The organism is Streptomyces eurythermus, from assembly GCF_014649115.1.
GTDB classification, from domain to species: domain Bacteria; phylum Actinomycetota; class Actinomycetes; order Streptomycetales; family Streptomycetaceae; genus Streptomyces; species Streptomyces eurythermus.
In genome coordinates this window covers 184,623-197,871 of record NZ_BMSK01000003.1, presented here as the reverse complement: position 1 = coordinate 197,871, position 13,249 = coordinate 184,623, and the positions used below count along the sequence as shown (strand labels likewise).

12 protein-coding genes are annotated in these 13,249 nt (G+C 70.2%); 4 read left to right on the top strand and 8 right to left on the bottom strand.

Annotation, left to right across the window (positions count from 1 at the left end; all coding sequences use genetic code 11):
- Nucleotides 1–41: 41 nt before the first annotated feature.
- Entirely contained in the window at nucleotides 42–1,001 is a 960-nt protein-coding gene (locus IE251_RS06410) for an EamA family transporter (protein ID WP_229896635.1), read from the bottom strand.
- A gap of 146 nt (nucleotides 1,002–1,147) precedes the next feature.
- On the bottom strand, nucleotides 1,148–4,108 hold the full coding sequence (locus IE251_RS06405) for an FAD-binding and (Fe-S)-binding domain-containing protein (RefSeq protein WP_189751909.1): 2,961 nt from the start codon (nucleotides 4,106–4,108) through the stop codon (nucleotides 1,148–1,150).
- A 156-nt stretch (nucleotides 4,109–4,264) separates the two neighbouring features.
- Here IE251_RS06405 and serC point away from each other — a divergent pair, with 156 nt between their 5' ends.
- Complete coding sequence (serC, locus tag IE251_RS06400; protein ID WP_189751908.1) at nucleotides 4,265–5,383, top strand: phosphoserine transaminase; 1,119 nt, start codon at nucleotides 4,265–4,267, stop codon at nucleotides 5,381–5,383.
- 64 nt (nucleotides 5,384–5,447) lie between these two features.
- Here the strand turns inward: serC and IE251_RS06395 are convergent, their stop codons facing one another.
- The gene (locus IE251_RS06395) at nucleotides 5,448–5,627 is read right to left on the bottom strand and encodes a DUF397 domain-containing protein (protein ID WP_189751907.1); all 180 of its coding nucleotides are present in this window, start codon (nucleotides 5,625–5,627) and stop codon (nucleotides 5,448–5,450) included.
- Nucleotides 5,624–6,493 carry a helix-turn-helix domain-containing protein gene (locus IE251_RS06390; protein WP_189751906.1) on the bottom strand — a complete coding sequence of 290 codons (870 nt, stop codon included), beginning with the start codon at nucleotides 6,491–6,493 and terminating at the stop codon, nucleotides 5,624–5,626. The genes IE251_RS06395 and IE251_RS06390 overlap by 4 nt, the downstream gene beginning before the upstream one ends.
- A gap of 138 nt (nucleotides 6,494–6,631) precedes the next feature.
- Between IE251_RS06390 and IE251_RS06385 the strand changes: the two genes are divergently transcribed.
- Entirely contained in the window at nucleotides 6,632–7,051 is a 420-nt protein-coding gene (locus tag IE251_RS06385) for an ATP-binding protein (protein ID WP_189751905.1), read from the top strand.
- Between the two features lie 14 nt (nucleotides 7,052–7,065).
- On the opposite strand, the gene IE251_RS06380 is transcribed toward IE251_RS06385, so the two are convergent.
- A complete protein-coding gene (locus IE251_RS06380) occupies nucleotides 7,066–7,914 on the bottom strand; it encodes a helix-turn-helix domain-containing protein (RefSeq protein WP_189751904.1) in 849 nt (282 codons plus the stop codon).
- Between the two features lie 18 nt (nucleotides 7,915–7,932).
- Nucleotides 7,933–8,700, bottom strand: a complete 768-nt coding sequence (locus tag IE251_RS06375; RefSeq protein WP_189751903.1) for a DUF6879 family protein — start codon at nucleotides 8,698–8,700, stop codon at nucleotides 7,933–7,935.
- 175 nt (nucleotides 8,701–8,875) lie between these two features.
- Between IE251_RS06375 and IE251_RS06370 the strand changes: the two genes are divergently transcribed.
- Entirely contained in the window at nucleotides 8,876–9,166 is a 291-nt protein-coding gene (locus tag IE251_RS06370; RefSeq protein WP_189751902.1) for a hypothetical protein, read from the top strand.
- Between the two features lie 439 nt (nucleotides 9,167–9,605).
- A complete protein-coding gene (locus IE251_RS06365) occupies nucleotides 9,606–10,337 on the top strand; it encodes a hypothetical protein (RefSeq protein WP_189751901.1) in 732 nt (243 codons plus the stop codon).
- A 70-nt stretch (nucleotides 10,338–10,407) separates the two neighbouring features.
- Here the strand turns inward: IE251_RS06365 and IE251_RS06360 are convergent, their stop codons facing one another.
- Both IE251_RS06360 and IE251_RS06355 read right to left on the bottom strand, forming a co-directional pair.
- Nucleotides 10,408–11,952 (bottom strand): cellulase family glycosylhydrolase, encoded by a 1,545-nt coding sequence (locus IE251_RS06360; RefSeq protein ID WP_189751900.1) that lies wholly within the window; start codon nucleotides 11,950–11,952, stop codon nucleotides 10,408–10,410.
- A 224-nt stretch (nucleotides 11,953–12,176) separates the two neighbouring features.
- Entirely contained in the window at nucleotides 12,177–13,154 is a 978-nt protein-coding gene (locus IE251_RS06355; protein WP_189751899.1) for a WD40 repeat domain-containing protein, read from the bottom strand.
- Nucleotides 13,155–13,249 lie beyond the last annotated feature (95 nt).

The following is a 13,249-nucleotide window of genomic DNA, read 5'->3' as shown; positions in this document are numbered from 1 at the left end:
CCGTGCGCAGGCGAACGGCTACGGACCGTGACGCCTCGGGTTTACTGACCCTCGGCCGGCAGAGCCGCCTTGGCCCGGCCCATCTGGGTGCGGACCGCGCCGATGCTCGCGGCGATGACCAGGGCGATGGCCGCCGCCTCGGTGGGGTGCAGGGACTGGCCCAGGATGAGGAAGCCGGCCGTGGCGGCGATGGCGGGTTCCAGGCTCATCAGGATGGCGAAGGTGGAGGCCGGCAGGCGGCGCAGGGCCAGGAGTTCGAGGGTGTAGGGCAGGACCGAGGAGAGCAGGGCCACCGCCGAGCCGAGGGCGATGGTGGTGGGGTTCAGCAGGCGGGTACCGGCCTCCGCCATACCGAGCGGGAGGAAGAGCAGGGCGGCCACGGCCATGGCCAGGGCCAGGCCGTCGGCCTGGGGGAAGCGGCGCCCGGTGCGGGCGCTGAAGACGATGTACGCCGCCCACATGGCGCCGGCACCCAGGGCGAAGGCGACACCTATGGGGTCCAGATTGCCGAAACCTCCGCCGCCGAGCAGGAACACGCCCGCGAGCGCCAGGCCGGCCCAGAGCGCGTTGAGCGCACGGCGGGAGGCCAGGACGGACAGGGCCAGCGGGCCGAGGACCTCGAGGGTGACCGCCGGGCCCAGCGGGATACGGTCCACCGCCTCGTAGAACAGGCCGTTCATCGCGCCCATGGTGATGCCGAAGACGATCACCGTGCCCCAGTCGGCGCGCGAGTGGCCGCGCAGCCGGGGACGGCAGACCATGAGAAGGACGACCGCCGCCGCGACGAGGCGCAGGGTCACCACGCCCAGCGCGCCCGCCCGGGGCATCAGGGTGACCGCCAGCGCGCCGCCGAACTGCACCGAGATCCCGCCGGCCAGCACCAGCCCGACCGGCCCGAAGGAGGTCAGCCGGCCGGGACCGCGCGGAGCGGACGCCCCCGGTGACGGGGAGGACGCCGGTGACGTCGAGTTCGCGGCGCTGGGGGTGTTGACGGTGCTCACGGCGGTCCCGGTGCTGGGTCGGATCAGATCATGTACATCTCCATGTACTACCGAGTCCAGGGTAATGGACTCCGTCAGGAGTGTGAACCCTTGATGGAACTGACCTGGATGGCCGGTCTCCTGGCCGAGGGGGAGCCGGGCGGCGTTCACCGGCTGCCGTCCGCCCGGTCCAGGGCCTCCGCCAGCACCTCCGCCAGATGGCGGCCCCGGACGTCGGCGAGCTGGTCCAGCTGGGTGCGGCAGGAGAAGCCGTCGGCCAGGATCACCGTGTCCTCCGGCGCCTGCCGTACCGAGGGCAGGAGCTGCTCCTCCGCACAGGCCCGGGAGACGTCGAAGTGGCCTTTCCCGAAGCCGAAGTCGCCCGCCAGGCCGCAGCAGCCTCCGCTCAGCTCGCCGGTGAGGCCGGCGGCCGCGCGCAGCCGGCGGTCCGGACCGTCGCCGAGCACCGCGTGCTGGTGGCAGTGGGTCTGGCCGGCCACCGGACGGTCGACGGCGGGCGGGGTCCAGTGCGGGGCGTGCCGCTCCAGGGTTTCGGCGAAGGTGAGAACCGCGGCGGACAGCCGGGCGGCCCGCGGGTCGTCGGGCAGCAGTTCCGGAAGGTCGGTGCGGAGGGCGGCGGCGCAGCTCGGTTCCAGGACGACGACCGGCGCGCCTGCCCGCAGCACCGGTTCCATCAGGTCCAGGGTGCGGCGCAGCACCGTTCGGGCGCGGTCGAGCTGGCCCGTGGAGACGTAGGTCAGGCCGCAGCAGACCCGGGCCCGGCGGGCGGTGAGCAGCGCGGCGGCCGAGCGGGTCCTGCCGTCGCCGACCGCCCCCTTGCGCGGCAGCAGCGTCGGCGGGAGCGCCACCCGCAGCCCGGCGGCCTCCAGCACCCGGACGGCGGCCTGGCCGACGGACGGCGAGAGGTGCTCGGTGAAGGTGTCGGGCCAGAGGACGACGAGGTCGCCGGGGGCGGGTGTGGAAGTGGGCGCGCCGCCGGTCGGCGACGCACCCGGCGTCGTCGGCTTTCGCTTGCGCCACCAGGCGGTGAACGTCCGGGGCGCCAGGCGGGGGATGTCCCGTTCGGGGGCTGTTCCGGCCAGGTGCTTGCCGAGGCCGGCCAGGGGGCGGATGGTGGCGAGGGTGTTGAGCAGCGGGGCCAGGTGTGCGCGGGACGCCCAGCGGAGCCATTCCGGGAGGCGGCCCATGCTGTAGTGGGCGGCCGGGCGGCGGCGGCCGGCGTAGTGGTGGTGCAGGAACTCGGCCTTGTACGTGGCCATGTCGACGCCGGCGGGGCAGTCGGAGCGGCAGCCCTTGCAGGAGAGGCAGAGGTCGAGGGCGTCCAGGACTTCCCGCGACCGCCAGCCGTCGGTGACCAGGTCGCCCGCGAGCATCTCGTGCAGCAGCCGGGCCCGACCCCGGGTGGAGTGCTCCTCCTCGCCGGTCGCCCGGAAGGAGGGACACATCACGGCCGGGCCGGAGACGGTCGTCGTGCGGCACTTGGCCACGCCGACGCAGCGGCGGACGGCGGCGCGGAAGTCGCCGCCGTCGGACGGGTAGGCGAAGGCCACGTCGACCGGCCGGCGGGGCAGCACCGAGAAGCGCAGGTTCTCGTCCAGCCGGGCCGGGCGGACCAGCATGCCGGGGTTGAGGAGGTCGTCCGGGTCCCACACCGCCTTGGCCCGCTCGAACAGCCCGACCATCTCGGCGCCGTACATCCGCGGCAGCAGTTCCGCGCGGGCCTGGCCGTCGCCGTGCTCCCCGGACAGGGAGCCGCCGTGGGCCACGACCAGGCCGGCCAGTTCCTCGGAGAAGCGGCGGAAGCGGCCGACGCCCGCCTCGGTGAGCAGGTCGAAGTCGACGCGGACGTGGATGCAGCCGTCGCCGAAGTGCCCGTACGGCGTGCCGCGCAGTCCGTGGGCGGCCAGCAGCGCGCGGAACTCGCGGAGGTACCCGCCGAGGCGGGCGGGCGGGACCGCGCAGTCCTCCCAGCCGGGCCATGCCTCGGAGCCGTCGGGCATCCGGGTGGCGGTGCCGGCCGCGTCCTCGCGGATGCGCCACAGACTCCGCTGGGCGGCCGGGTCGGTCACCACCAGAAAGTCCACGACATCGGCCGCGCGCACGATCTCCTCCGCACGCGCGCGTGCCCCGGCCGCCGTCTCCCCGCCGGTCTCCACGAACAGCCAGGCGCCTCCCCCGGGCAGCCCGGCCCCGGCCGGGACCAGGTCGGCGGCCATGCCCTCCACCGTGAGCGGGCCGAGCGGCAGCAGGCCCGCGGCGGCCTCGGCGGCGGCGCTCTCGTCGGCGTACGCCAGCACGGCCAGCGCCCGTGCGCGGGGACTCTCGACCAGGCGGACCACGGCCTCGGTGAGGATGCCGAGGGTGCCTTCGGAGCCGCAGAAGGAGCGGGCGACGTCCGCGCCCTTCTCGGGCAGCAGCGCGTCCAGCGCGTACCCGGAGATCCGGCGGGGCAGGTCCGGGAACCCCGTCCGCAGCCGGGCCAGCTCGCCCTCGGCCAGCTCGCGCAGCCCGTCCGGGGCGCCCGCCCACCCCTGCCCGAGCCGCAGCCGCCGCCCGCGCGCGGTGATCACGGACAGCTCCCGCACGCTGTCCGCGGTCGTGCCCCAGGCGACCGAGTGGGAGCCGCAGGAGTTGTTGCCGATCATTCCGCCGAGCGTGCACCTGCTGTGCGTGGAGGGGTCGGGGCCGAACCGCAGTCCGTGCGGGGCGGCGGCCTCCTGGAGCCGGTCCAGGACGAGCCCCGGCTGCACGACGGCCGTACGGCTGCCCGGGTCCAGCTCCACCAGGGCGGTCATGTGCCGGGTGAAGTCCAGCACCACGCCCGTGCCGGTCGCCTGCCCCGCGATGGACGTGCCGCCGCCGCGCGCCACCACCGGCACCCCGCGCTCCCGGCACACCTCCAGCACGGCGGCCACGTCGTCGGCGTCTCTCGGGGCCACGACGCCCAGCGGGACCCGCCGGTAATTGGACGCGTCCATGGTGACCAGGGCCCGGGCGGTCACATCGAACCCGACCTCGCCCCGGACCGCCTTGCGCAGCGCTCCCGCGAGCGCGACGACATCCGTGTCCCCGACGTCCCCCGCGACTTCTTCCCCACGATCCGTCATGCGTCCAGGATGCATCCGGCCACGCTCAGTCACCGAAAGTTTTCCACAGGTGCGCACTAATAGTCGTACGACATCACAAGTCCACGACCCGGTGATCTCGTCTCATCGAACGGACAGAACTCCACCCGGGCTTCTCCCAGCGGCTAACCTCCTCCCGTGGCCGACATCCAGATTCCCGCTGACATCAAGCCCGCCGACGGACGTTTCGGCGCGGGCCCCTCCAAGGTGCGGACCGAGGCGCTGAACGCCCTCGCCGCCACCGGCACGTCCCTGCTGGGCACCTCCCACCGTCAGGCGCCGGTCAAGAACCTGGTCGGCAAGGTCCGCGAGGGCATCTCCGAGCTGTTCTCGCTGCCCGAGGGCTACGAGGTCATCCTCGGCAACGGCGGCTCCACCGCCTTCTGGGACATCGCCACGCACGGCCTGATCGAGTCCAAGTCCCAGCACCTCAACTTCGGCGAGTTCTCGTCCAAGTTCGCCAAGGCCGCCAAGCTCGCGCCCTGGCTGGCCGAGCCCACCGTCATCGCCTCCGACCCCGGCACCCACCCGGAGCCGAAGGCCGAGGCGGGCGTCGACGTCTACGCCTTCACCCACAACGAGACCTCCACCGGTGTCGCCATGCCGATCAAGCGCGTGGCCGGCGCCGACGAGGGCGCGCTCGTCCTCGTGGACGCCACGTCCGGCGCGGGCGGTCTCCCGGTCGACATCGCCGAGACCGACGTCTACTACTTCGCCCCGCAGAAGTCCTTCGCCTCCGACGGCGGCCTGTGGATCGGCGTCTTCTCCCCCGCCGCCATCGAGCGCGCCGAGCGCGTCCACGCCTCCGGCCGCCACATCCCGGAGTTCTTCTCGCTCCCGACGGCGATCGACAACTCCCGCAAGAACCAGACGTACAACACCCCGGCCCTCGCCACCCTCTTCCTCCTCAACGAGCAGCTGGAGTGGCTCAACGGCCAGGGCGGCCTCGCCTGGTCCACGGCCCGTACGAAGGACTCCTCGACCCGCCTGTACACCTGGGCCGAAGAGTCCAAGTACGCCACCCCGTTCGTCTCCGACCCGGCCAAGCGGTCCCAGGTCATCGGCACGATCGACTTCGCCGACGAGATCGACGCCGCCGCCGTCGCCAAGGTGCTGCGCGCGAACGGCATCGTGGACACCGAGCCGTACCGCAAGCTCGGCCGCAACCAGCTGCGGATCGCGATGTTCCCGGCGATCGACCCGGCGGACGTCGAGGCGCTGACGAAGTGTGTCGACTACGTGATCGAGAAGCTCTGACTTCTTCGAGTACGACGCGAAGGGCGCCCGGTGCTTGCCGGGCGCCCTTCGCGTGTACGAGGCGTTACGCGAACTGGCGGATGAAGGCCTGCCAGCTGTCGCGGGAGACGGTGAGGAGGGGGCCGTCGTGTTGCTTGCTGTCACGGACGGCTCGGCCTCCGGGGGCGGTGTCGGCGACCTCTACGCAGGCGTTTTCCTGGCCCGAGTAGGTCGACTTCCAGAAGGGGCTTACGACCTCGGTCACGATGTCTCTTCCTTCAGGCTCCGCAGTATGCCCCGGATGAGCTTCGCACTCGCGTCCGGCGCCAACGCCGCTGATCGTAGTAGGTCGAACGCATTGGCGTAAGCGGCAAGGTCCTCAGGCCCTTCGAGCACCGAGGTGCCTCGCAGATTGTCCATGGCGACTGCTTCTACCGTCGGCTCCTCGTCGAAGCTGAACGAGTAGAAGGGCGCCGAGTAGCCGGCCAGTACTCCCGCACTGAACGGCAGCACCTGCACAGTGACGTTCTTCCGCTTTCCAATCTCAAGGACGGCGGACAACTGCTCCCGGTGGATCTCTGCGCTCATCAGGGGGTGAGTGATGACCGCCTCCCAGAGGATGGCCGTGTACGACGCTCCGCCTTCCTCGATCTTCGCCTGCCGCGCGAGCCGCACCTTCACCAGCTGGGCGACGCGTTCCGAATCGATGTAGTGCGGGCCATCGCCGATGACGGCTTCCGCGTAGGCCGGAGTCTGCAAGAGGCCCGGCACCATGATCGGCTGCCACTCGCGGATGTAGGTCGCGTCGTCCTCCAACGCGATGTGGTCCACGTAGTCCGGCCGAAGATGCTCCGCGTGTTCGAGCCACCAGCCCCGGTTCTTGGAATGCTTGGCCAATTCCTCCAGCTTGGAGCGCACTTCTGGATCAGTGATGCCGTACGCGTCCAGCAGCAGCCGTACTTCGATCACGCGCGGTGTGGCATGCCCGCTCTCAATGCGGCTGATCCTGGCCTGACTCGTGGCAATCACCTCAGCGGCCTGCGGCTGGTCGAGCTTCGCGGCCTGCCGGTACTGCCTGAGTGCCGTGCCAAGTCGCCTGCTGCGTACGGTCGGTCGTCCACCTGCGGGCATCGGATCTCCCCTCTCTTTCCGAAACCCTGCCACACCTATCGACCGGAAGAGGAGTGCATAACTCGATCGAGTGAAACCACTGCATGTATTTCTAGGTTTCCATTGCAAGCGGCTGCATGTATTCCTATGTTCTGCCCCATGCCCTCAACCGAGACCTTCCGCATCCCCACGCACCGGCAGCACGTGCCGACCGCTCGGCACTACGTCCGCAAGGCCCTCGCCGACTGGGGAATCACCGACGAACTCGCCGAGCGAGCCACGCTGTCGGCCAACGAACTCGTCACGAACGCCGTGAGCCACTGCCGGGTTTCCGACGCCCGGGTAAAGGTCGCGCTCGTCCTCTGCCGCTGCGAATTGGTCCTGGAGGTCTCAGACCCGGACCGGGACCGGCTTCCCCTACCCCGATGCCCAGGTCTGGAGGAGGAGGGTGGTCGCGGACTCGCGCTCGTTGAGGCGCTGACCGACTCCTGGGGGACTCGGCAGGGGCCGTACACCAAGACCGTCTGGGCCCGCTTCACCCTCCCGCCCTTGGAGACCCCCGTTTTGGACCACCCGTAACACAACAGGGGGCCTCAGACCTTGATGCTCCGCCGCACCCGGGCGATCACCTGCTGCGCCTCCGCGCCGAACACCGCCGACTCCGCGAAGGTGTCCCACACGCGGCGATACAGAGCGATCGTTTCGGCATCGTCCAGCCAGAGCTCGGCGTGCCAGTCCTCGACCACGACCAGGCGATCATCAAGCATGGAAAAGGGGTTACCCGGCGGGATCCGCAGTTCTGCGTCCAACGGCAGTATGCCGAGGCGCACTGTGTCCATGCCCACCACGCCCAACAGGCGGTCCAATTGAGCGACCAGCACGTCCGCCGGGCACACGCGGGCCCACAGGGCGCCTTCCCACATGATCAGGTTCAGCCGTTTACTGGGCCGGTACAGCCACTCCTGCCGTTTCATGCGCGCCCGCACGGCCTCTTCCACATCCCGGGGAGAGGACCGGAGGTCCGTGTAGCGCTCGAAGACATACCGGGCGTAGTCGGCCGTCTGGAGCATGCCACTGACCAAGCAGTTCTCCCACATGTGCAAGACCCGGGCCTCCGCGACGAGCGCGTTCCAGGTCTCCTGCACAGGGCGATGCCCTGCGACTAGCTGGCGTCGCCAGGAGCGAATATGGCTCTCGAAGCCCCTGAGCCGGGCTCGGAGTTCAGCGAAAGCTGTCGGCTGTCGTACGGCATCGGCCCATGCCCGCAGGTCGTCGTCCGTGGGGGTCTGCCTGCCGTTCTCCAGCTTGCTGACTTTCGACTGAGGCCACCCCAGCCGCTGAGCGAGCTGGCTGCCGGTGAGCCGGCCATCAGGGCTTTCGATACGCAGTTCCCTGAGCCTACGCCCAAGTTCTTCACGTGCCCTCTGATAGTCCGTGCTCACCGGTATCCGCTCTTGCCCCTATGCGCCGCTCTGCATCTCAGCCGTGAACTGCTTCCACGGTACGGCGTGATGCCAAGCAGCATCCCGCACCATGCAGCAGCGCACCACTTCTGCGGGCTCGGTGATCAGGTCCACGTGTGTGAGCTGATCGTCGTCATCGAACCGCAGCAGTGCGATGAGGCGGCTGTCGAACAGCCAGAAATCCTCGGCGGGCAAGCGAAGTCGGTCCGCGTCGGTACGCCACATGTTGCGGATGTCCTCGCCAAGGCCGATGTTCCATCTGGCGCTGTCGAGGAGGTACCGCTGACCGGTGGTGGCGGGCCGGTCCACGATGCGTACCCGCTCGACCCTCCTGCCCTGTGCGGTGTGTGCGCGAATCGTCTCGGTCCACCAGCTGTAGAGCGAGTCCGAATCCTCACCCTCGCCGATCGTTCCGTCCTTGATGAACCGGCTCCACCGGTCGCCCGCTTCGTCACTCGCGTACCGGCGGCGCGTCTCCAACCGCCACGCCGTGTGCTCGAACTTCTCGAACAGGCTGTTGAACTCACCCAGATCGATCGTCCGCACCTGCCGTGTCCGCTCCTTGGGGGTCCAGTCAACCAACAGGTCCCGTGGCACAACCACGGCAACTTCCCCTTCGGAGAGGTGCTGAAGCTGTGCGACGTCCTCCGGGTCGGTGAGCGGAGGGCCATGGACGATCACCTCCCCGCTGTCCAAGTCCTCATGCACTGACGGGCATCCAGTAACACCGCTCCCCGTCCCGTTGAACCGCAACCTGCGCGCCACGAACAACCACCCCCTGGATGTTGACGATGTCGGTGCGCCAAGCATCGCGGTACCTCTGAGAGAAAGTCCATGCATCCAGAGTGACCACACGAGAATAACGAAGAATATTCGCCCCCTTTCTCCATGCCCCCTCCTACGGTCGTCCCGAAGCCACCCACCCCCCTCGGGAGACCCGGTGACCCCCATGGCCGACGCCCAGCCCCGCTCCCCGGCTCAGCTTCCCCCCGGCTTCGACGCGTGGCTGCTCGACTGCGCTCCCGCAGCCGGCTGCGACGTCTGCGGAGCGAACTGGCGGCAGCTGCTCGTCTGCAAGCAGGCCGGGAACATCACCCAGGCCATGCGCCACGCCACCGAGATCCGGGACCACCCCTCGGGCGTGCACATCCGCCCCTCTTCCCCCAAGAACTCCCGCCCACCCCGGGCGGCGACGGCCGGACACGGCCGTGACAGCGGAGCAGGAAGGTAAGTGCGGACAAGCACTACCAGGCCCATGTTCCGAGGCTGCACGAGGTGTTCGGCCCGGAGCAGTCGGTGGCCAAGGTGATGACGGACTGGGCGCACGGTGGGCAGGGATGGCGGGAGGCGTTGCCGTGGGTCCCCAAGCCCTTTCGGTGACGGATCACAGCCACTCTTTGACCGCCGGCAGAAGCGCCTTCACCCTGACTTTCGCATCAACAGGCGCGCCACCATTTTCTGACCTATTTGCCGGGCGTTCACCATAATTTAACTGTGCCTCTGCACCACATTTCCGGGGCCGACAGCGGAGATCAGGGTTCCAGTTCCTGTCGAAATTCCGTGACAATAGGAAGACAGTGGTGTCGTATACGCCTACTTATCGTTTTCTCGTCGCCGCTCCGACGAATCCCGTCTTCCGCTGTTCGCGCACGCTTTGAGGAGCCCTTTCCATGTCCGCGTCCGCACGCCACCGCCGCGCCCTCCTGACCGCCTCGGTCCTCCTGACCGCCCTCGGCACCACCGCCGTCCTGCCGGCGGCGACCGCCTCCGCCGCCCCCACCGTCAAGGCCGCCGAGGCCACCCCCAAGCCCAACCCCGCCGGCCGTTACGCCGGCAAGGCCGTCGCCATCGGCAAGGACATGGTGGCCGTCCTGCGCAACGACCCGAAGGCGGGTGGTCCCGAGGCATGGATCCGCGCCGTCCCGGCGCACTGGCGGTCGGGCGACGCGTACATGGGCCGCACCCTGGCCAAGCTCGACCGCGGCCACGTCACGGCCGCGCAGCGCGGTCTCTCCCTGCGGCTGACCGACGCCAAGGGCGCCAAGCCCGCGCTCCGGGTGACGGGCGCCAAGGGTGGCCCGCGCACCTTCGCGCTCCCCAAGGTCGGCACCCCGGACGCCCGGGGCTGCACGGTCATCACGGAGAGCTTCATCGGAGCCGGGACCGTCGCCGTGCTGAGCAACGGCCTGAGCGGTCCGTCGGCGTTCTTCAAGGACGCCGGCGACGGCACCCGCTTCGCCGGAGTCGTCAACCGCGCCCACCCGTCGCTGCCCAAGAGCGCCGGGTTCCTGGCCCAGATCGTCGACCCGAAGGGAGCGGCGCCGAAGCTCCGCACCAACATGGAGGGTGGCGGTCACCCCGCGTCCACCACCCCGTTCCCGGCTCCCGGGTGCGTGAAGTAACCGCTCGGACCGCAGCGACTCCCCGCCTACGACGACGAAGGGCGCCCGGTGCTCGCCGGGCGCCCTTCTCTCATGCCGCCGTGCAGGTCAGTGCCGGTGTCGCCGCCCCGCCCGGCGCCGCTCCGAAGCCGAAGCTCGCCGAACCCCCGGCCGCCAGGCTCCCGTTGTGAGCCGCGTTCACCACCGTCACGCTCGAGCCGCTCTGGGTGTAACTCGCGTTCCACATGGACGAGATCTTCTGGGCACCGCCCCACGTCCACGTCACCTTCCAGGACTTGAGGGCGACCGTGCCGGTGTTGCTCACCTTCACCTCGGCGTTGAAGCCGCCGCCCCAGTCGCTGCTGACGGTGTAGGACGCGCTGCACGCGGGCGTGCTGCCGCCCCCGCCGCCGTTGTCCCCGCCGCCACCGCCACCGCCACCGCTCCCGCCGCCCGGGAACAGCGGCGCCTTGATGCCCGCCAGATAACCGTCCTTGACCGTGTCGACGGTCGTCCAGTCGTCCTTCAGGATGCCGCCGGTGTCACCGGAGTTGGGGTTCAGCGACCAGTAGGTCCAGTGGAAGGAGTCCGCGCCGTACGTCGATGTCGGCCTCAGGTAGTCCGCCAGCGCGGCCAGCCACTTCTGGTCGACGGCCGACTGGAGCGTCGTACCGAACTCGCCCACCCACACGGGAGCGATGTTCTGCTTGAAGATGTAGCCCCAGTACTTGTCCCAGACGCCCGGCATGTTGGCCGGGAAGGACGGGTCGCTGAACCAGCTCTGCTGGGCCACGCTCGTGGCGTAGTCGTGGGCGGAGTAGACCACCCGGCCCGGCACGCTGAGCTGCACGGGGTACTGGGCGACGCCCATCAGGTTGCCGCCCCACCAGCCGGACACGCCGTTGTACGTCTGCACGCCCTCGACGAAGACGAGCAGGTCCGGGTTGACCGAGAGCACCGCGTTGCCGGCGCGCTGGGCCGCCAGGCGCCAGTCGGTGGCCTGGTCGCCGCAGCCCCAGCACGCCGGATCGTGCGGCTCGTTGTGCAGGTCGATGCCGATCACCGTGTCCTGGCCCTGGTAACGGGCGGCCAGCGACTTGAGGTTGGCGATCCACGTCGACTCCGGGACGGACGCGGTGTACCAGAGCGCCGACTGGCCGGCCGAGTCCGGGCGGTGCCGGTCCAGGATGACCTTCAGCCCGTCCTGGCCGGCGTACGCGACGATCCGGTCCAGCACCTGGAGCGAGGTCAGGCCCTGGAGGTCGGCGTTCTTGCCGCCGGAGACGTCGATGCCGCTGGGCGTGGCACCGGGCTTGAAGATGTCGTCGCTGTAGGGGATCCGGAGGGTGTTGTAGCCCAGCGACCTCACCTGGTCGATCATGCTCTTGTAGTCGCGGGACCACAGCCCGTGGACCACCAGGTTGCTGGTCTCGAAGCCGAACCAGTTGATCCCGGCGATGCGCACCGGCTGACCGGCCGCGTCCAGGATCTGCCGGCCGCTGGTGTGCCAGTAGCCGGCCCCGGGGGCGGCGGCGGCCGTGGGCGCGTCGGCCGCCTGTGCCGCGTAGGCCCCGGTCAGAGGCAGAAGGAGCGCCGCCGCAGCGGTGCACAGCGCTCTTCGGAGGGTGCGGAACATGTGTCGGTTCCTCTCGGCAGGCGCGGCGGCCTACTTGGAATGGGAGCGCTCCCAAGCGCCGCGCACCGCACAGGAAACCCAGATCAACATGAGCACGTCAATACCTGCGGCACACCTCGGTACACACCGACCGACCGCGCCTCACCCGGCGACCGCACCCCCGGCGACCGCTCACCCGACCGCCGTCCGTCCGGCCGCCGTCCGTCCGGCCGCCGCTCGCCCGGTCAGCTCCGCCGCAGCCGCCGCAGCCCCAGGAACGCCGCCACCCCGACGGCCAGGATCACGGCGCCCACCTTCAGACTCGGCGTACCGCCCTTGTCCCCCGAACCGTCGGAACTCCCCTCCCCCGACGGCGACTTGGCAGCGGACCGTTCGGGCGCGTCGGCCGCCTGTACGGAGCTGTCCGCGCCCTCGCTGCCGTACATCAGCTTCGTACCGTCGGCGGAGTACGACACGGACTCGCCCTGCCCCTGGAACGGCACGTCCAGCCGCCCCCGCCGCTTGATCCGGCCGTCGTTCCAGTCGTAGTAGACGCCCCCGAAGTAGCCGCGCACCGCGAGCTGCCGGCCGTCCGGGGAGAACGCGGCGTCGGTCGCCCACAGATCGACGGGCGCGACCTGGCGGAAGACGTTCGCACCGGACGTGGAGAGGGTGGCCGGCCCCTCGTACAGGTGCCCGCCCTCCTCGTTCTTGTCGACGATGTACACGCGCCCGGTCTTCGGGTGGACGAGCAGCGACTCCGCGTCGCGCGGACCGTCGGCGTACTTCACCACGTACTGCGTGGCCGTGACCGTCTGGTCCGTCAGCCGCTTCGGCTCGGGCAGCTTGTAGATCCAGACGTACGGCCACTTCCCGCCGAAGTTGTCGCCGATGTCGCCCACGTAGATCTGGTTGTCCGGCCCGATGGAGATGGCCTCGACATCACGCGGCGCACCGATCCCGCGCAGGGTGATGCGGGCGACGGTCCGGCCGGTGGCGCTGTCCACGGCGTACAGGTACGGCCCGTCGTCGCTGTCGTTGTGCGTCCAGTAGACGCCCGGGTGCTGCCGGGAGGCGGCGAGCCCGCTGGACTCGGTTATCCGAGGGTCCTTGATGGTGAACCCCTTGTCCCCCGCGCCCTCGGCGGTCCCGGTGGCGGAGGCGGGCAGCGCGCAGGCACCGGCGAGCAGCGCCCCGGCGAGTACGGCGAACGATCGACGCATGAGCCAAGCCTGCCATCCCCGGAGGGGGTCCGGGGGAGGTGGTCGGCCTCACACCCCCCGGCGGTCCACGGGCCCCGGCCATCGTCCATGATGAG

Bases quoted from the DNA above. Each gene is read 5' to 3' on its own strand.
- IE251_RS06365 (WP_189751901.1), top strand. From the start codon at position 9,606: ATGTCCGCGTCCGCACGCCACCGCCGCGCCCTCCTGACCGCCTCGGTC.
- IE251_RS06405 (WP_189751909.1), bottom strand. From the start codon at position 4,108: ATGACGGATCGTGGGGAAGAAGTCGCGGGGGACGTCGGGGACACGGAT.
- IE251_RS06390 (WP_189751906.1), bottom strand. From the start codon at position 6,493: ATGCCCGCAGGTGGACGACCGACCGTACGCAGCAGGCGACTTGGCACG.
- IE251_RS06355 (WP_189751899.1), bottom strand. From the start codon at position 13,154: ATGCGTCGATCGTTCGCCGTACTCGCCGGGGCGCTGCTCGCCGGTGCC.
- IE251_RS06385 (WP_189751905.1), top strand. From the start codon at position 6,632: ATGCCCTCAACCGAGACCTTCCGCATCCCCACGCACCGGCAGCACGTG.
- IE251_RS06360 (WP_189751900.1), bottom strand. From the start codon at position 11,952: ATGTTCCGCACCCTCCGAAGAGCGCTGTGCACCGCTGCGGCGGCGCTC.